The following is a 16636-nucleotide window of genomic DNA, read 5'->3' on the forward strand; positions in this document are numbered from 1 at the left end:
GAGGCGGGCGATGGCCCGGCTCCGGGCAGAGCGTTGCATCCTGAGGCGAAAAACAGCCAAGCTGTTCAACTTGTGCGACATTGTTGCACAGGCGGAATTTTTCCTGTTAGCCTCCCGCCTAGGGAGGACGAACCATGAGACATGAGGCGCTTGGCCGACAAGCCGGCCCGGTTCGATCGGTGTTGGTGATCGACGATCACCCGCTTTATGGCGCGGCGCTGGAAACCGCGCTGCGGCACGTGTTCGAGGGCTGCGAGATTGTTACCGCGACCACCTTGGGCGATGGTTTGAAGGCGCTGAGCAAAGCGTTTTCGCCCGATATGGTGCTGCTTGATCTCAAGCTGCCGGATGTGACCGGGATCAGCGGCTTTTTGCGGCTGCGGGCCGAATTGCCGGATGTGCCGGTGGTGGTGATTTCGTCGCTCACCTCCGATGAGGTGATTCAGGCGGTGCTGGATGCGGGCGCGGCGGGCTTTGTGCCCAAGGATGCGCCGATGGCAGACCTGCGGGCCGCGCTTTGCGATGTGCGCAGCGGAATGACCTACCTGCCCAAGGGCTTTACCCGGGTGCGCCGTGCACCAGAGCACCATCGCGACAGCCACGATATTGCCCGCCGCATTGCCGAACTCACCCCGCAGCAGACCCGGATCATGAAGCTGATCTGCGTAGGCAAGCCCAACAAGCAGATTGCCTATGAGATGGATCTCGCGGAGGCCACGGTGAAGGCGCATATCACCGCGCTGCTTCGTCGCCTTGGGGTGCAAAACCGCACCCAGGCTGCCGTGCTGGTCGAGAGTGCCAGCCTTGACGGGGCCGGGGTGGGCGAGCAGAGCGATGCGCAGGCGTTCTTGAGCAACTGAGGTGATGAACGCACCAACAGGGGGAGAGCCGGACACGCTTGTTGGCGTTGCCGTATCACATGCGCTCGATGGCGCGACAGCGGTGGCTGAGGTTGCGGCGGCGCTGAGCCCGCGCGATGCCTGTTTTATCCTGCTTTTCGTACCCGAGGCGCTGGACCTTGCAGAAATCGAGGCCGGGTTGGCCGCGCATTTGCCGGGCAGCCCGGTGTTTGGCTGCACCACGGCGGGCCAGATCACACCGGAGGGCTATGAGAACGACGCGTTGCTGGCGCTCTCCTTTCCGCGCAGCCATTTTCGCTGTGCCTCCCAGCTCATCGCGCCGCTCAAGCCGCTCTCGATCCAGCGGATCACCACAGAAGCCCGCGCCCTTGCGGCGCGCTTTCAGCACACCGCCCATTGGAACCGGCTTGCCCTGACCATCAGCGACGGGCTTTCCAAGCAGGAAGACATGCTGGTGGCTGCGCTGGAGGCCGGGCTGGATGACATGCCTATCTTCGGCGGATCGGCGGCCAACGGATTGAATTTCAAGCAAACCTCGGTTTTGCATGGCGGCAAGTTCCACACCAATGCCGCGCTGCTCCTGGTGCTGGAAACCGATCTGGAGTTCTCCGGCATCGGATTTGACCACTTTCTGCCCACGGGCCACCAGATGGTGGTAACCGGTGCCGAGCCGGAAGAGCGGGTGGTCTATGAGATCAACGGCGCACCGGCGGCGGATGAATACGCGCGGCTTGTCGGGGTGTCGCGCGAGGCGCTGTCGCCCGAGGTCTTTGCCGAAAACCCGGTGCTGGTGCGCAACTCGGCGCTCTACCATGTGCGCGCGATACAGGAGGTCCACGCGGGCGGGGCGCTCTCGTTTCTAAGCGCGATTGACGAGGGGCTGCTGCTGACGCTGGGCAAGGGCCAGGAGATTGTGAAGACGATGGCGCAGGAGCTTGATCTGCGCGACGGTCGCGGACGGGCGCCGGAATTTATCCTCGGGTTCGATTGCGTGCTGAGGCGCATCGAGATTGACCACAAGCAGCTCACCGGCCCGGCCTCGGAGGTGCTGCGGCAGCGAAAAGTGCTGGGCTTCAACACCTATGGCGAGCAGCATTGCGGCGTACATGTGAACCAGACCTTCGTGGGCGTTGCCTTCTTTGAGCCGAAGGCGCGGGCGTTGCACTGATGATCGACCCGAATGATCCGCTTGAAGTGCAGGTCGAGAAACAGGCCAAGATCATCGCTGCGCTGGTGCGCCGGGCGGGGCGGCAGAACGAGGTGGGCAATCAGGCCTATTCGGCGTTTCAGTCCGCCATCGCCCTGCAGGGGCAGGTCTGGGACAAGACCCGTGATCTGGAGCGCGCCTCCAGCGAGCTGAGCCAGCTCAGACATGACCGCGAGCGCAGCCAGAAGAACCTGAGCGATGCACTTTCAGTGATGGAAGGAGGCTTTGCGCTGTTCGAGGAGGGGCGGCTGCGGATTTGCAACGAGCTGTTCCGCACGCTGCTGCCCGATATCTCCGAACGCATCCTGCCGGGGCTGACGCTGGATGACTACTTTGATGCAATGGAACATTCCGGCCACCTTGAGCCTGATGAGGAGCAGGTTGCCCCGCCGTTGCGCACGCACCGCGAGGAGCGCACGGGCACGGCCCTTTCGTCTTTCGTGATCGCGCTGAAGGGCGACAGGTGGTTTCAGATTTCCCAGCAGGGCACGGGCGGGGAGACGGTGATTGTTCTGCAAACCGAGATCACCGATATCGTCCGCAAGAACCGCTCGGAGAAGGCGCAGCTGATCGACCTTCAGGCGCATTACCTGCAGGCGGCGATCGACCATATGAGCCTTGGTCTGTGCACGGTCAGCGCGGAGGGCACGATTACGCTGCACAATGACCGGTTTCATGACCTGCTGGGCCTGCCCTACACGATTGTGCAATCGGGCACCCTGTTTACCGAGGTGGTGGAATTTATCCGCGCCAACTATTTGATCGACCTTGAAAACCTAGCGCTGTTCGATGGCTGGATGGAGCGGGCGGGCAATGATGGGCGGTTGCGGCAGACCCTGCGGCACGCCTCTGGCCGGGTGCTCGACATGCACACCCACGCGCTGCCCGACCGGGGCTTTCTCGTCGATATCAAGGATGTGACGCTGGAGTATCGCGCCACGGAGCTGTTGGAAAAGCGGGTGAAGGAGCGCACCGCCGAACTGACCCGCGCAAATGATCGGCTCACCGCGCAGTTTCAAGAGCTGGCCCGGGTGCAAGAGGCGCTGCGGCTGGCCAAGGAGGAGGCGGAGGCGGCGAACTCCTCCAAAACGCGGTTTCTGGCCGCCGCCAGCCACGATTTGCTGCAACCGATCAACGCCGCCAAGCTGCTGATCTCGACGCTCTTTGACATGTCTCGCCAGACCGACATGGCCGACACCGTTGAGCGGCTGGAGGGAGCGTTTACCTCGATGGAGCAGCTTCTGCACGCGTTGCTCGACATCTCGCGCCTCGAAAGCTCGACCGGCAACCTCAACCCGACCGAATTTTCGCTCTCCTCGGTGATGCAGACGGTCACGCAGGACCAGCAGGCCTTTGCCGACCGCAAGGGGGTGCGCCTCAGTGCGGTGCCCTCCAGCGTGTGGGTGCGCTCTGATCAGCGCTACCTGTTCCGCTCGATCCAGAACCTCGTGGTGAACGCGATCCAATACACCGAGAGCGGGCGGGTGCTGGTGGGCTGCCGCCGTAAACCGGGCGGCAAGGTGGAGCTTCAGGTTTGGGATACGGGCATCGGGATTTCGCGCAAGGATCAGCGGCGCATCTTTGAGGAGTTCACCCGGGCCGACAATGTGCCGCCGGGCAGTGGCATGGGGCTTGGCCTTTCAATCGTGGATCGCACCTGCCGCCACTTGGGCCATCGGGTTGGCGTGCGCTCGAAGCCGGGCGTGGGCTCGGTATTTTCTATCGAGATGGACGCCGTGGAGGCACAGGCCCCGGTGGCGGAGGCGGTGATGAGCCAGGGGGCAGGGGACTTCCCCGAGATGGACCTGATCGTGCTGGTGGTCGAAAACGACACCACGGTGCTGGATGCAACCACCCGCAAGCTGGAGCGCTGGGGGGCCTCGGTGCTGGGCGCGCGCGGCACCGGGGAAGCGCTGGCGATGGTGCGGGAGCTGGGCCTGCCGCCGGATATCATGCTGGCGGACTATCACCTCGATGGCGACGAGCTCGGCACCGATGCAATCCGGGCCATCCGCGCAGCGAGCGGGGCGCATGTGCCGGCCATCATGATCACCGCCAACCGTTCGCCCGAACTGGCGCAGGCCGGGGTTGAGGAGGATTTCACGGTGATGACCAAGCCTGTGGAACTGTCGCGCCTGCGCCCGTTGATGCATTGGAAGGCCCGAGCGGGAGCGCAGGAGGGGGACGACGGGGCGCGTAGGGCACCGACAAAAGTATCCGGTGACCTCGGCTCGACGTGAGATAGGCTCAGGCCGGGAGGATTGACGGATGAACAAGGTGATTTCGGCGCTGGCCGCCGGGTTGATGGCTCTGGGGAGCGCGGCGCAGGCTGCGGACCCGGTGGATACGGCGGCCTATGATCTGCTCTTCAAGCAGGGCACGCTCGACGGATTTGAGACGGGCGATGTGCTGGATTACCGCCGCGAGGTGAGCAACGCGCTGGTGCCCGCCGCCGCTGCACGTGACACCGGCGAGATTGAGCTGACGCTGGAAGGCGGCACACCGCCGGTGGCCAGGCTGGAGTTTCGTCAGGATGAAAAGCACCGCTCGCTGGGCAACTTCCCGGCCAGCGTGGGCAACCCGGTGATCATGTATTTCGTTGAGACGGTGGTGCGCGACATGGCCGAAAGCGCCGGTGGCAGCCCGTTTTACATTCGCAACCGGGTAAAAGAGGCGCTGGTGCGCCCGGCTGATATTACTGAAGCCGAAGACGGCACGGTGACGGTGGTGATGCACCCCTTTGAGGATGATCCGAACGTCGCGCGGATGCAGGGCTTTGGCGATCTTGCGCTGACGGTGGAAATGTCGCCCGAGGTGCCGGGTTGGTATAGCAGCCTCTCGGCCGAGGCCGGTGAGGTCTATCGCTCGACGGTGGTGTTTGAAGGGGTGGCCGAATGAGGTGGCTTGCCGCATTGGCCCTGCTCGCCGCGCCGCTGCAGGCCCAGAGCGTGGCCGAGCGGCTGAACGACTATCCCACGGCGGCGCGGGCGGACTACGTGTTTGCCTGCATGCAGACAAACGGCCAGAGCCGCGACGTGATGATAAAATGCGCCTGCTCGATCGACGTGGTCGCCTCGATCCTGCCCTATGAGGATTACGTAGAGGCCGAAACCGTGCTTTCTATGCGGCAGGTGGGCGGTGAACGCATGGCGATCTTCCGCAGCGCCGCCAGCGCAGAGGCCATCGTGGCCGAGCTGCGCCGGGCGCAGGCGGAAGCGGAGATTTTGTGCTTCTAGCTCAGGAGGCCTCATCCTTGGGCAGGCGCTGCTCAAAGCTGTTGCCCTCGGTGTCGGTCGCCTTCACCACGATCTCGGGTGCGCCGTTGTCATTGTAGCTGAAGCGAAACACCGGGTTTTCGGAAATCGAGATGCCGCCCTCCATGGTGAACAGGAGCTCGTCGCCCTGATGCACTTCGAGCGTGTCGATGAAGTGGGCCGGCACAAAGAGCTGGGTGATCTGGTCGCGTTGGAGGCCGGAGTAATTGGGGTGGCGGATCATGATCTGGGCTTCGCGGCGCGGGGTGCTCATCTGCGGCTGGGTCCCGAAGCTGCGCAGGCGCATTTCGCCCATCCCCGCCAGCGCCGCTTCCGGATCGGAGGTGGCCGGGGCCGAGCAGCCGCCCGAGGCCTTCACGAAGCGACCGGCCATAACGAGGCTGTCTGCCGTTTGGGCGATCACGCGGACGTTGGAATATTGGTTTACCCGCACGCGGATCTCCAGATCGAGCGGATGCATCCCCGCGCCGAAGGTGAAGGTGCCTGCGACCGGGGCGGGGTTTTCGTCGATCACCACGATGGCCGTGTTGATCGTTGCCGCCTCGTCGGTTTGCACGATATGCACCGGCACGGTGGCCGCATCATTGGCGCGGTAGGGCGCATCAACGGTGAAGAGCGTGCCGCCTTCGGTGGGGGTGGCCTCGCCCAGCACGTCATATTGCAGCGCGTCCCAGCTTTCGCTGGCGGTGAGCGGGTTATCCTCTGCCGCGTGAGCGGGCAGGGCGACGAGCGCCGCGGCGATGGCGGTGCGGATAAACGGCGTCATTGGGTCTCCTCCCGTGGTCGCGCGTTGCGCGAGCATAGCAGATTGCGCCGCGTCGCGCACCGATCCGTTTGTCGGCATGGTGTGCGGGCACGTGCGGGGCGCAGGCTGGGGCATGTTTGAAGCGCTCGTGACCCTCTGCCTCTTGTCCGATCCGGGCCTGTGCCGCGACGCTTTGGTGGTGGGAGGCGAGGCAGAAACGCGGGCGGGATGCGAGGCAAAGCTGGCGCAGGTGGTGGTGCCGCAGGGGCGCTGGAGCACGGGCCAGCCCTTTTGCGCGCCACGCGGGGCGGCGCTGGCGTTTGAGGAAGTTGCGCCGGGGGTGTTTGTGCACAGCGGCGCGGTGGCGGAGCCGGATGAGGCCAACCGGGGGGATGTTTCCAACATCGCTTTCGTCGTGGGCCGCGATGCGGTGGCGGTGGTTGACAGCGGGTCGGCCCGGTGGATTGGCGAGGCAACGTGGCGGGCCGTGCGCGAGGTAACGGACCTGCCGGTGAGCCATCTGGTGCTGACCCATATGCACCCCGATCACGTGTTCGGCGCTACGGCGTTCGAGGGGGCGCAGGTGGTGAGCCATGCGGCACTGGCCCGTGCGCTGGCGGACCGGGCCGAAAACTACAGCGAAAACCTTGAAGGGCTGATCGGGGCGGAGGCATTTTTGGGCACCGCCGCGCCTGATGTGACCGTGGAGGTGACGGAGCGGGTGGAAATTGACCTTGGTCATATTTTGCTGGAGCTGGAGTCTTGGCCACGGGCGCATAGCGGCACCGATCTGACCGTGAAGGTGGGCGATGTGGTGATTGCCGGCGATCTTGTGTTCGACAAGCACACGCCCGCGCTCGACGGCTCGGTGCTGGGCTGGCTCGCGGCGCTGGATCGGCTGGAGGGGCAGGGCGGACGGGTGGTGCCGGGGCACGGCAGGCCGGTTCTGCCCATGACGGAGGCGCTTGCGCCAATGCGGCGCTACCTCGAGGTCTTGCGTGATGACACCCGGGCCGCGATCGCGGCGGGCGAGCGGCTTGGGGAGGCTGTGGAACATGTGGCCGCTGGGGAGGCAGCGCATTGGGCGCTCTTCGAGGCCTACAACAAGCGCAACGCGACGGTGGCCTTTACAGAATTGGAGTGGGAGTAGGCCCTATTGGGGCGGCGCGCCCTGCAACATCTGGGCGATGGCGTAGAGGCGCTTTTCCAGCAGAACCGGGGTTTCGCAAACGTAGGTGAGGCTTTGGCGGCGATCGGTGTAGATGCGTTCATCCCAGTCGATCTGCTCTTCCAACTCATCCACCCGGTCGTAATCGGGGGCCTCCTTGGCCATTTCGCTGCCCATCTCCACGCGGGCGGCGTCGATCCGGGCGGCGAGGTCGATCTGGCCGAGGGAGTATTCGCCGATACCGGTGATGATGCGGCTGCGCAGGTTGTTGAGCTGGTCGAAGGCGCGGGTGAAGACATGGCCGAGCAGGGCCGGGTCGTTTCCATGCGCTTGAGTGAAGGCGGTGAGGCGGGGCTCCACCTCTTCCAGCGGCAGGCGGCGCAGAGTGAGGTAGCCCACCAGCTCGGCAACGGCGGCCTCGGTTTTCTCGGTGAGTTCGGGCTCTTCCAACGCCACGGGCCACATCAGGCCGGGGGACAGGGCCTCTACCTTGCGCTGGACGCAAGGCCATGTCGGATCGGAGAAATCGGCGGCCAGCGCGGGGGTGGCCGGGGTGAGCGCCAAAAGCAGTGCGAGCAGAGCCCTTGTTTTCATGATGTTCCTCCCGTTTGCCACTCTATCCGCGGGTGCACCGTTGTCTACAGCGCCCAATACCACCTTTGGTCTGCATTGTTCCGTATCGGCTCTGCTCCTAGCCTCATCGGAAACAGAAGTGCCTATAAGTCTGGGAGGAATTTGATGCGGACACGTGCCGCCGTGGCCCTTGAGGCCGGCAAACCGCTTGAGATCATGGAGGTCAACCTCGAGGGCCCGAAGGCGGGCGAGGTTTTGGTGGAGATCAAGGCCACCGGGATTTGCCATACCGACGAGTTCACCCGCTCGGGGGCGGACCCTGAGGGGCTTTTCCCGTCGATTCTGGGCCATGAGGGCGCGGGCGTGGTGATGGAGGTGGGCGAGGGCGTGACAACGCTGAAGCCGGGCGACCATGTCATCCCGCTTTACACGCCGGAATGCCGGCAATGCGCCTCCTGCCTCAGCGGCAAAACCAACCTCTGCACCGCGATCCGCAACACGCAGGGGCAGGGCCTGATGCCCGATGGCACGACCCGCTTTTCCATGCTCGATGGCACGCCGATCTATCACTACATGGGCTGTTCCACCTTTGCGAACCACACGGTGATGCCCGAAATCGCGCTCGCCAAGGTGCGCGAAGACGCCCCTTTCGACAAGATTTGCTACATTGGCTGCGGCGTGACCACCGGCATCGGCGCGGTGATTAACACGGCAGGTGTTGAGATTGGGTCAACGGCGGCGGTTTTTGGCCTCGGCGGGATTGGCCTGAACGTGATCCAGGGCCTGCGGATGGCCGGTGCCGACAAGATCATCGGCGTGGATCTCAATGATTCCAAACGGGAAATGGCCGAGAAATTCGGCATGACACATTTTGTTAACCCCTCGAAGGTAGAGAATACCGTGGCGGAGATCGTGCAGATCACCCAGACGGAGTTCGACCAGATCGGCGGGGTCGACTATTCGTTTGACGCGACGGGCAACGTGAAGGTGATGCGCGACGCGCTGGAGTGCTCGCACCGCGGCTGGGGCTGCTCGGTGATCATCGGCGTGGCACCTGCAGGGGCCGAGATCAGCACGCGCCCGTTCCAGCTGGTGACGGGCCGGGTGTGGAAAGGCACGGCCTTCGGCGGCGCCAAGGGCCGCACGGATGTGCCCAAATTCGTCGACTGGTACATGGACGGGAAGATCGAGATCGACCCGATGATTACCCACACCCTCAAGCTCGACGACATCAACGAAGGCTTCGACCTGATGCACGAGGGCAAATCCATCCGCGCGGTGGTGGAGTATTGATGGCGATGGAGGTGATCTCCGAGACGGCCTGCTATGGCGGGCGGCAGATTGTGGCCAAGCACCCCAGCAACGCCTGCGGTTGCGAGATGACCTTTGCCGTCTACCTGCCGCCACAGGCCGAAGACGGGCCGGTGCCGGTACTTTGGTACTTGTCCGGGCTCACCTGCACACATGAGAACGCCATGACCAAGGGCGGGTTTCAGGAACATGCCGCCGAGCACGGGCTGGCGGTGATCTTCCCCGACACCTCGCCGCGCGGCGAGGCGGTGGCGGATGACGAGGCCTATGACCTCGGGCAGGGCGCGGGGTTTTACGTGAACGCCACACGCGAGCCGTGGTCGCCGCATTTCAGCATGTATGATTACATCACCGGCGAGTTGCGCGGGCTGGTGATGGAGAACTTCCCGCTGCAAGACCGCCACGGCATCACCGGCCACTCGATGGGCGGGCATGGGGCGCTGACGATCGCCATGCGCAACGCCGAGATGTTCGACAGCCTCTCGGCCTTTGCGCCCATCGCCAACCCCACCCGCTCGGATTGGGGCCGCAAACAGCTCAGCGCCTATCTGGGCGATGACGAGAGCTCTTGGGCCGATCATGACGCCACCATCCTTCTGGAGGAGAAGGGCTGGAAGGGCGAGATCCTTGTGGATCAGGGGGCCAGTGATCAATTCCTTGATCTGCTGAAGCCCGAGGCGCTGGCCGAAGCCATGGTGAAGCGCCGCCAACCCGGCGCGATCCGGATGCAGCCGGGGTATGACCACTCATATTTTTTCGTCACGACCTTCGCCCGGGACCACGTGGCCTGGCATGCGGAGCGACTTTGCGGCTGAGGCGCCGCGACCAAAACAGGGAGAGAGACCAACAATGATCGCAAGACTGCTCGCCGCCGCCAGCCTGACGCTTGCCGCCTCCGTTGCCGGAGCTCAGGACATGGCCGGCGACCCCGCCAAGGGAGAGAGGGTGTTCAAGAAATGTCAGGCCTGCCACATGGTTGGCGCTGACGCCAAGGTCAAGACAGGCCCGGTGCTCAACGGCATCATTGGGCGTGCCGCTGCCAGTTACGAAGACTTCAAGTATTCCGACGCGATGCAGGAGGCCGCCGCGGGTGGCCTTGAGTGGACCGAGGAAAACCTCGCCGCTTTCCTGACCAAGCCGAAGGAATTCATGGATGGCACCAAGATGACGTTCGCGGGGCTTCGCAAGGAGAAGGACGTGGCCAATGTGCTCGCCTATCTGGCGACCTTTGGCGAAGACGGCGCGGCAGCAGAAGGGGAGGGTTCCTGACCAGAGATTCTGCCCGGCGCTAGGAGGACACGTGAAGCCGGGTCAAACCGCCAGCCAGTGAAATGGGCCCGGGGCACCGGGCTTTGGCGGCACCAACCAAATGGGAGAGAAGACAATGAAAAAGCTACTTGCTTTGACTTCCGTCGCAGCGATGTGCGCAACCGGCGCACTGGCCAACGACGGGCTGATCGCGGAGATGGAGAAGCCCGAACAATGGGCCATCCAGACCGGCGACTACAAGAACCAGCGATACTCTGCGCTTGACCAGATCACCGCCGACAACGTGGGCGACCTGCAAGCCAACTGGACGTTCTCGACCGGCGTTCTGCGCGGCCACGAGGGCAGCCCGCTGGTGATTGGCGACGTGATGTATGTGCACACGCCCTTCCCCAACATCGTCTATGCGCTCGACCTGACCCAGGATGGCAAGATCATCTGGAAGTACGAGCCCAAGCAGGATCCGAACGTGATCCCGGTGATGTGCTGTGACACGGTGAACCGTGGCGTTGCCTATGCCAACGGCAAGATCTACCTGCACCAGGCCGACACCAAGATTGTCGCGCTTGATGCGATGACCGGCGAAGAGGTTTGGTCGGCGGTCAACGGTGATCCTTCGAAGGGTGAAACCAACACCGCAACGGTTCTGCCGGTGAAAGACAAGCTCATCGTGGGTATCTCTGGCGGCGAATTCGGCGTTCAGGGCCATGTAACCGCCTATGACCTCGACAGCGGCGAGCAGCTTTGGCGCGCCTATTCGGTGGGGCCGGACGATCAGATCCTGTTCAACGAAGAAACCACCGAACTCGGCAAGCCGGTTGGTGCCGACAGCTCGATCAACTCCTGGGAAGGTGACCAGTGGATGATCGGTGGCGGCACCACATGGGGCTGGTATGCGGCTGATATGGAAGAGAATCTCTTCTACTACGGCTCGGGCAACCCCAGCACGTGGAACCCCGCCCAGCGCCCGGGTGACAACAAGTGGTCGATGACCATCTTCGCCCGTGACATCGACACCGGCGAGGCCAAGTGGGTTTACCAGATGACGCCCCATGATGAATGGGACTTTGACGGCGTCAACGAGATGATCCTCACCGAGCAGGAGATCGACGGCGAGGAGCGCAAGCTGCTCACCCACTTCGACCGCAACGGTCTGGCCTACACGATGGACCGTGTCAGCGGCGAGCTTCTGGTGGCCGAGAAGTATGACCCGGCGGTGAATTGGACGACCGGCGTGGACATGGACCCGGAGTCGGACACCTACGGTCGTCCCGCAGTGGTGGCGCAATACTCCACCGAGCAGAACGGCGAGGACGTGAACTCGACCGGTATCTGCCCGGCGGCGCTTGGCACCAAAGACCAACAGCCGGCGGCATACAGCCCGAAGACCGAGCTGATGTATGTGCCCACCAACCACGTGTGCATGGACTATGAGCCGTTCCGTGTGAGCTACACCGCAGGCCAGCCCTACGTGGGTGCCACCCTGTCGATGTATCCTGCGCCGGACAGCCATGGCGGCATGGGCAACTTCATCGCGTGGGACAACACCACAGGTGAGATCAAGTGGTCGCTGCCCGAGCAGTTCTCGGTGTGGTCGGGTGCTTTGGCAACCGCGGGTGACGTGGTGTTCTACGGCACGCTGGAAGGTTATCTGAAGGCGGTGCATGCCGAGACGGGCGAAGAGCTTTACAAGTTCAAAACCCCATCGGGCATCATCGGCAACGTGATGACCTATGAGCATGGCGGCAAGCAGCACATCGCTGTGCTCTCGGGCATCGGCGGCTGGGCGGGCATCGGCCTTGCGGCTGGCCTCACCAACCCGAATGACGGCCTTGGCGCCGTGGGTGGCTATGCGGCCCTGAGCGATTACACCGCCCTTGGTGGCCAGCTCACCGTGTTCTCCCTGCCGGACTGATACCCCGGCCTCCGGCATCGCTGCCACTCCCCGGTGGCGGTGCCGACAAGCAATACAAGCGATCGGCACGGGCAGGCCCTCAGAGGCCCGGCCCGTGCCGCACCGCCTAACCACTCCGAGGACATACATGCAACTGACGCGCACCCTTGTCGCCTCCGCCCTCTTCGCCGCTCTGGCCGCGCCGCTGGCCGCGCAAGAGGAAGAAGAGTTCGACAACATCTCCGTCGCCTACGAGGAGGACGGACGCTATTACACTGAAGACGACATCCCCACCTACAACGTCACTGAAGACGGGGCGAAGGTGGACTGGCTGACCTATTCGGGCTTCCGCCGCTATCACTCCGAATGCCACGTGTGCCACGGGCCCGAGGGCATGGGCTCTACCTACGCCCCGGCCCTGAAGGACTCGGCCATCAACATGGATTACTACGATTTCGTGGACGTGGTGGTGAACGGGCGCCAGAAGATCAACGCCGCCGAAAATTCGGTGATGCCCGCCTTCGGCGATAACCCCAATGTCATGTGCTATCTCGACGACATCTATGTTTACCTCAAGGCGCGCGGCACCGAGGCTGTGCCCCGTGGTCGCCCCGGCGGCCGGGAGGACAAGACCGAGGCGATCCGCGAGGCGGAGAATGCCTGCCTTGGCCTGTAGGGCGCTCACATGGGCGGCGGGGCTGGTGATGCTGGCCTCCGCCGCCGCCGCGCAAACATCCGACCTCGTCAGCAAGACGGCGTTCAGGGTCTGCGCCGATCCGGCCAATGCGCCGATGTCGGTGCAGGACGGTAGCGGCTATGAAAACACGCTGGCCGAGTTGATCGCCAGAAAGCTGGAACTGCCGGTGGAATACACCTGGTTTCCGATGGCGACCGGTTTCATCCGCCAGACGCTGCGCGCCAACCGCTGCGATGTGGTGATGGGTTATGCTCAGGGCCACGAGCTGGTGCTGAACACCAACCACTACATGACCTCGGTTTACGTGCTGATCCTGCCTGAAGGCACCGGGTTGGAGGGGGTGACGCGCCTCTCTGACCCGGCGCTGAAGGGCAAGCGGATTGGGGTGATTGCGGGCTCGCCGCCTGCCACGCATATGGCCCGCAACGGGCTGATCGGGAAGGCAAAACCCTACAACCTTATGGTTGATCGGCGGGTAGAATCTCCGACCGAAGATATGCTGAACGACCTTGAGGCGGGCGAGATCGACGCCGCCATTCTCTGGGGGCCGATCGGCGGGCCACTGGTGAAGCAGGATCATCTGGGCATGACGGTGGTGCCCCTGATTGCCGAAGAGCTTCCGCCGCGGCTGTTCTTCCGCATCACCATGGGCGTTCGGCTGGGGGACAAGGTGTGGCAGCGCAAGCTGAACTCGCTTATCCGGCGGCATCAGGATGAGATCAACGCGATCCTGACCGAGGCCGGTGTGCCGCTGGTGGCGGACATGGGCGACAGGATGCTGGACGCGGAGAAATGAGGGCCGCGTGGCTGGCGCTGGTGCTGCTGGCCACTCCCGCGCTCGCCCAGGTGAGCGAGCCGGAAGCCTACCGCATGGACCACTACCGCGCGCCGGTGCCCGAAACGTTGGAGGGCGGCACGGTGCTTGGCCCGGAAGACGCCCATGCGCGCTGGGAGGCTGGCGGCATGGCCTTTATCGACGTGCTGCCGCGCGCGCCCAAACCGAAGAATCTGCCCATAGGCACGATCTGGCGCGAGAAGCCACGCGAGAGCATCCCCGGTGCGATCTGGCTGCCCAACGTCGGCTATGGCGCGATTGCTGAGGAGACGGCGGCCTATTTCCGGGCCGGGCTGGAGAAGGCCACTGCGGGCGATAAGGCGCATCCGGTGACGATCTTTTGCCTCGATGAGTGCTGGATGAGCTGGAACGCCGCGAAGCGGGCGTTGGAATGGGGGTATTCTGACGTGTATTGGCTGCCCGAAGGCACTGATGGTTGGACGTTTTTTGACTACCCGACCGAGGTGGTGGCGCCGGAGCCGGGCGGCTAGGGGCTGCTCTTCAAGCCCTTCGGCCATTCATCGCATCTGCTCAGCAGGCCGGTTCAATAGTCGGCCAGCGCCCGCTCGGCGTGGGTGGTGGTGCCTTCGGTGTCGGTCATGGTGACGCCAAGATGGGCTGCGGAGCGGGGCACCGAGAGGGAGACGCTCGGGTTTTCGCTGAGCGAGATCGAGCCGGTGATGTCGACATATCCTGCCCCATCAAGCTCCACATCAAGGCTCTCGACATAGCGCATTGGGATGAAGAGCAGCGTGATCTGATCCATCTGCATGCCCGAATGGCTGGGGTGGCTGACGTCGATATCCACCTGCTTTTCACCGTTGGCCAGCGCCCCGAGCCGGTCCAGTGCGGAGCCGGACGGGCCGGGCGCCAGCGCGATCTCCATGTTGCCCAGCGTGGCCAAGGCCTCTTCCGGATCGGTGCCCGGCGGCGCGGCGCAGGCACCCTGGCCGGAGGTTTTGACAAAGGTTTCCACCATCCAAAGTGCGCCATCGGTGGTTTCGGCGACCATATGCATCGGCGTCGGGCCATTGACCCGGAAGGTGGCCTCGAAGTTGAAGCGGGGCAGGGGCTGCCGGAAGTTGAACACCGCGGAAACCGGCATTGGGTTTTCATCGAGGATGACGGTGACAGAGGAAAGCAGCCGCCCCTCGGGCGCAGCGACCTGCGCGGCAATGAGGGTGCGGGCATCGTCATAGGTGCGGTAGGGGGCGTCGATGGCGATGACGTCATCGCCGGGCAGGAGCGTGCGGCCCTCATAGAGCGCGGCTTCAAGATCGGGCCAGGCGGGCTCCAGCGCGAAGGCGGGGCTGGCGAGCGCGAGGAGCGCGGGCAGGAGCAGGGCTTTCATTTGTCCTCCATCACGAAGCGGCCAAAGGCGCGGGGGCCGTCGCCGGTGGGGATTTCGGCCAAGGTTTCAAGGCTTCGCGCGTCGATCACGGTGAGCGTGTTGGAGAACCAGCCCGCGACCACCACCTGCGCACCGCCCTCGGCCACGTCGATCCCCTCCGGGTATTCGCCCGCGTCAAGGGTGGCGACGGGGGCGAGGCTGGCCAAGTCTATCACGGAAACCGTGTCGGCGTATTGGTTTGTCACGAAGGCGCGGCCCTGGGCGAAGGCGATGCCATAGGGGCGCTCGCCCACGGGGAGGGTGGTGATGACGCTGGGGGCCTCCGGGTCGATCACCGTCACGTCGTTGGTGCCGACATTGCCGACCCAGAGGCGGCCTGACGGGTCGAACCCGAGGCCGTAGGGACGGGTGCCAGTGGGGACGGTGGCGTGGGGGGTGAGGGTTTGCGAGTCGAAGAGGGCGACCTCGTGGGCATCGCGGGCGGCTGCGGCGAGCCAGCGGCCATCGGGGGAGATTTCGAGTCCAGCGGGGGCGGCGCCGGTGGCCAACTCCGACAGAGGCGCGAGGCTCATGGCGTCCAGCACCCAGATGCGGGCGTTGAACCAGTCGGAGATGAACAGGCGATTGCGGGTGGCGTCCAGCGCCACGCCGGTTGGGCCACCATCAAGCGTGGTTTCGGCTTCGACGCTGCCTTCGGGGGAGAGGCGGCGGACGGTTTTGGTTTCGGGCGCGACGACCCAAACCATGCCGCCATGGGCCACCACCCCGGCGGGCTGGCCGGGCACGGGGATGCGGGCGCGTTCGGTCCGGGTTGCGAGGTCGATCACCGAGAGATCAGAGGAGCTCTGGTTGGTGACGAAGGCCAGATCCCCCGCCGCAAGCTGGCTTGCGACGAGGGTGGGGAGGATGAGGCAGAGGAGGCTAGTTGGAGCCGGCAAAGCGCTCGGCCAGCGCATCCAGCCCGGCCTGATACACAGCGGAGACGGCGGCAATGGCGGCCTCGTCGTTGAGCTCGGGGGGCGGGTCGTTGTTGGGGTAGCCCCGGTAGAAGGCCCCGCGCCATTCGATGATCGAGCCGCCGTTAGCGCCCGGTTTCACGGTGAGGTGCGAGGAGTAGTTGGTGACAGGCAACGTTTCGACCGCGACTTCGGTGATGCGGTAGGAATAACTCATCTTCTCGTCGGAGAACTTGTAGAGCACCTCGTCAATCGTCGGGCCGCCTTCTTGGCCCAGCGTCAGCAGGCGCGTGGCGTCAATCTCGTTGCCGCCTTCACCCTCCGTCGAAAACACGGCGGGGTGCCAGCTCATATCCTGAAAATTGCCGACCACCGCCCAAACTTCTGCGGGCGGGGCGGGCACTTCGGTTGTGAGCGTAATCTTCTGACGGGTCGGCCCATGCGCGGCGGCGGGAAGCGCGGCGATCATGGGGGCGGTGAGCGCAGCAAGAAGTAGCG

The 16636-nt window shown here is 64.3% G+C and carries 18 protein-coding genes; 13 read left to right on the forward strand and 5 right to left on the reverse strand.

Annotated elements, in window-relative coordinates; all coding sequences use genetic code 11:
• The first annotated feature begins 134 nt into the window (after positions 1–134).
• From ACXAG6_RS12575 to ACXAG6_RS12595, 5 genes are read left to right on the forward strand one after another with little or no spacing between them, the layout of a single operon-like run.
• On the forward strand, positions 135–860 hold the full coding sequence (locus ACXAG6_RS12575) for a response regulator (RefSeq protein ID WP_475338000.1): 726 nt from the start codon (positions 135–137) through the stop codon (positions 858–860).
• Between the two features lie 4 nt (positions 861–864).
• On the forward strand, positions 865–2028 hold the full coding sequence (locus ACXAG6_RS12580) for an FIST N-terminal domain-containing protein (protein ID WP_475338001.1): 1164 nt from the start codon (positions 865–867) through the stop codon (positions 2026–2028).
• On the forward strand, positions 2028–4307 hold the full coding sequence (locus tag ACXAG6_RS12585) for a PAS domain-containing hybrid sensor histidine kinase/response regulator (RefSeq protein WP_475338002.1): 2280 nt from the start codon (positions 2028–2030) through the stop codon (positions 4305–4307). Before ACXAG6_RS12580 ends, ACXAG6_RS12585 begins: the two co-directional genes overlap by 1 nt.
• Positions 4308–4335: 28 nt before the next feature.
• On the forward strand, positions 4336–4965 hold the full coding sequence (locus tag ACXAG6_RS12590; RefSeq protein WP_475338004.1) for a hypothetical protein: 630 nt from the start codon (positions 4336–4338) through the stop codon (positions 4963–4965).
• Positions 4962–5303: a hypothetical protein gene (locus ACXAG6_RS12595; RefSeq protein WP_140014363.1), complete on the forward strand. Its 342-nt coding sequence runs from the start codon at positions 4962–4964 to the stop codon at positions 5301–5303. The genes ACXAG6_RS12590 and ACXAG6_RS12595 overlap by 4 nt, the downstream gene beginning before the upstream one ends.
• Position 5304: 1 nt before the next feature.
• On the opposite strand, the gene ACXAG6_RS12600 is transcribed toward ACXAG6_RS12595, so the two are convergent.
• Entirely contained in the window at positions 5305–6108 is an 804-nt protein-coding gene (locus ACXAG6_RS12600) for a quinoprotein dehydrogenase-associated SoxYZ-like carrier (RefSeq protein WP_475338005.1), read from the reverse strand.
• Between the two features lie 112 nt (positions 6109–6220).
• Here ACXAG6_RS12600 and ACXAG6_RS12605 point away from each other — a divergent pair, with 112 nt between their 5' ends.
• Positions 6221–7237 carry a quinoprotein relay system zinc metallohydrolase 2 gene (locus ACXAG6_RS12605; RefSeq protein WP_475338006.1) on the forward strand — a complete coding sequence of 339 codons (1017 nt, stop codon included), beginning with the start codon at positions 6221–6223 and terminating at the stop codon, positions 7235–7237.
• 3 nt (positions 7238–7240) lie between these two features.
• Here ACXAG6_RS12605 and ACXAG6_RS12610 read toward each other — a convergent pair whose 3' ends face one another.
• Entirely contained in the window at positions 7241–7849 is a 609-nt protein-coding gene (locus ACXAG6_RS12610; protein ID WP_475338008.1) for a hypothetical protein, read from the reverse strand.
• Positions 7850–7993: 144 nt separating this feature from the next.
• On the opposite strand from ACXAG6_RS12610, the gene ACXAG6_RS12615 reads away from it, so the two are divergent.
• The 7 genes from ACXAG6_RS12615 to ACXAG6_RS12645 all read left to right on the forward strand — a co-directional run bounded on the left by ACXAG6_RS12615 (position 7994) and on the right by ACXAG6_RS12645 (position 14322).
• Positions 7994–9121 (forward strand): S-(hydroxymethyl)glutathione dehydrogenase/class III alcohol dehydrogenase, encoded by a 1128-nt coding sequence (locus ACXAG6_RS12615; protein WP_475338009.1) that lies wholly within the window; start codon positions 7994–7996, stop codon positions 9119–9121.
• Positions 9121–9954 (forward strand): S-formylglutathione hydrolase, encoded by an 834-nt coding sequence (gene fghA, locus ACXAG6_RS12620; protein ID WP_371706927.1) that lies wholly within the window; start codon positions 9121–9123, stop codon positions 9952–9954. The genes ACXAG6_RS12615 and fghA overlap by 1 nt, the downstream gene beginning before the upstream one ends.
• Before the next feature lie 34 nt (positions 9955–9988).
• Entirely contained in the window at positions 9989–10408 is a 420-nt protein-coding gene (locus ACXAG6_RS12625; RefSeq protein ID WP_475338010.1) for a c-type cytochrome, read from the forward strand.
• Positions 10409–10523: 115 nt separating this feature from the next.
• Positions 10524–12320 carry a methanol/ethanol family PQQ-dependent dehydrogenase gene (locus ACXAG6_RS12630; RefSeq protein ID WP_475338012.1) on the forward strand — a complete coding sequence of 599 codons (1797 nt, stop codon included), beginning with the start codon at positions 10524–10526 and terminating at the stop codon, positions 12318–12320.
• A gap of 127 nt (positions 12321–12447) precedes the next feature.
• A complete protein-coding gene (locus tag ACXAG6_RS12635; RefSeq protein ID WP_475338013.1) occupies positions 12448–12975 on the forward strand; it encodes a c-type cytochrome, methanol metabolism-related in 528 nt (175 codons plus the stop codon).
• Positions 12956–13792 (forward strand): substrate-binding domain-containing protein, encoded by an 837-nt coding sequence (locus tag ACXAG6_RS12640; RefSeq protein WP_475338014.1) that lies wholly within the window; start codon positions 12956–12958, stop codon positions 13790–13792. Before ACXAG6_RS12635 ends, ACXAG6_RS12640 begins: the two co-directional genes overlap by 20 nt.
• A complete protein-coding gene (locus ACXAG6_RS12645) occupies positions 13789–14322 on the forward strand; it encodes a PQQ-dependent catabolism-associated CXXCW motif protein (RefSeq protein WP_475338015.1) in 534 nt (177 codons plus the stop codon). The genes ACXAG6_RS12640 and ACXAG6_RS12645 overlap by 4 nt, the downstream gene beginning before the upstream one ends.
• Positions 14323–14375: 53 nt before the next feature.
• Here ACXAG6_RS12645 and ACXAG6_RS12650 read toward each other — a convergent pair whose 3' ends face one another.
• Genes ACXAG6_RS12650 through ACXAG6_RS12660 form a run of 3 tightly spaced genes read right to left on the reverse strand, consistent with a single transcriptional unit; the run spans position 14376 to position 16607 of the window.
• Positions 14376–15182, reverse strand: coding sequence for a quinoprotein dehydrogenase-associated SoxYZ-like carrier (locus tag ACXAG6_RS12650; protein WP_475338017.1), 807 nt, complete (start codon positions 15180–15182; stop codon positions 14376–14378).
• Positions 15179–16138, reverse strand: coding sequence for a YncE family protein (locus ACXAG6_RS12655; RefSeq protein WP_475338018.1), 960 nt, complete (start codon positions 16136–16138; stop codon positions 15179–15181). The genes ACXAG6_RS12650 and ACXAG6_RS12655 overlap by 4 nt, the downstream gene beginning before the upstream one ends.
• Entirely contained in the window at positions 16104–16607 is a 504-nt protein-coding gene (locus ACXAG6_RS12660) for an SRPBCC family protein (protein WP_475339059.1), read from the reverse strand. The genes ACXAG6_RS12655 and ACXAG6_RS12660 overlap by 35 nt, the downstream gene beginning before the upstream one ends.
• Positions 16608–16636 lie beyond the last annotated feature (29 nt).

The sequence above is a fragment of the Vannielia sp. ABF1_015 genome (assembly GCF_056160745.1).

What these genes read in the sequence shown, in the direction of transcription:
- ACXAG6_RS12575 (WP_475338000.1), top strand. Translation starts at nt 135, where the DNA reads ATGAGACATGAGGCGCTTGGCCGACAAGCCGGCCCGGTTCGATCGGTG.
- ACXAG6_RS12580 (WP_475338001.1), top strand. Translation starts at nt 865, where the DNA reads ATGAACGCACCAACAGGGGGAGAGCCGGACACGCTTGTTGGCGTTGCC.
- ACXAG6_RS12585 (WP_475338002.1), top strand. Translation starts at nt 2,028, where the DNA reads ATGATCGACCCGAATGATCCGCTTGAAGTGCAGGTCGAGAAACAGGCC.
- ACXAG6_RS12590 (WP_475338004.1), top strand. Translation starts at nt 4,336, where the DNA reads ATGAACAAGGTGATTTCGGCGCTGGCCGCCGGGTTGATGGCTCTGGGG.
- ACXAG6_RS12595 (WP_140014363.1), top strand. Translation starts at nt 4,962, where the DNA reads ATGAGGTGGCTTGCCGCATTGGCCCTGCTCGCCGCGCCGCTGCAGGCC.
- ACXAG6_RS12600 (WP_475338005.1), bottom strand. Translation starts at nt 6,108, where the DNA reads ATGACGCCGTTTATCCGCACCGCCATCGCCGCGGCGCTCGTCGCCCTG.
- ACXAG6_RS12605 (WP_475338006.1), top strand. Translation starts at nt 6,221, where the DNA reads ATGTTTGAAGCGCTCGTGACCCTCTGCCTCTTGTCCGATCCGGGCCTG.
- ACXAG6_RS12610 (WP_475338008.1), bottom strand. Translation starts at nt 7,849, where the DNA reads ATGAAAACAAGGGCTCTGCTCGCACTGCTTTTGGCGCTCACCCCGGCC.
- ACXAG6_RS12615 (WP_475338009.1), top strand. Translation starts at nt 7,994, where the DNA reads ATGCGGACACGTGCCGCCGTGGCCCTTGAGGCCGGCAAACCGCTTGAG.
- fghA (WP_371706927.1), top strand. Translation starts at nt 9,121, where the DNA reads ATGGCGATGGAGGTGATCTCCGAGACGGCCTGCTATGGCGGGCGGCAG.
- ACXAG6_RS12625 (WP_475338010.1), top strand. Translation starts at nt 9,989, where the DNA reads ATGATCGCAAGACTGCTCGCCGCCGCCAGCCTGACGCTTGCCGCCTCC.
- ACXAG6_RS12630 (WP_475338012.1), top strand. Translation starts at nt 10,524, where the DNA reads ATGAAAAAGCTACTTGCTTTGACTTCCGTCGCAGCGATGTGCGCAACC.
- ACXAG6_RS12635 (WP_475338013.1), top strand. Translation starts at nt 12,448, where the DNA reads ATGCAACTGACGCGCACCCTTGTCGCCTCCGCCCTCTTCGCCGCTCTG.
- ACXAG6_RS12640 (WP_475338014.1), top strand. Translation starts at nt 12,956, where the DNA reads ATGCCTGCCTTGGCCTGTAGGGCGCTCACATGGGCGGCGGGGCTGGTG.
- ACXAG6_RS12645 (WP_475338015.1), top strand. Translation starts at nt 13,789, where the DNA reads ATGAGGGCCGCGTGGCTGGCGCTGGTGCTGCTGGCCACTCCCGCGCTC.
- ACXAG6_RS12650 (WP_475338017.1), bottom strand. Translation starts at nt 15,182, where the DNA reads ATGAAAGCCCTGCTCCTGCCCGCGCTCCTCGCGCTCGCCAGCCCCGCC.
- ACXAG6_RS12655 (WP_475338018.1), bottom strand. Translation starts at nt 16,138, where the DNA reads ATGCGCTGGCCGAGCGCTTTGCCGGCTCCAACTAGCCTCCTCTGCCTC.
- ACXAG6_RS12660 (WP_475339059.1), bottom strand. Translation starts at nt 16,607, where the DNA reads ATGATCGCCGCGCTTCCCGCCGCCGCGCATGGGCCGACCCGTCAGAAG.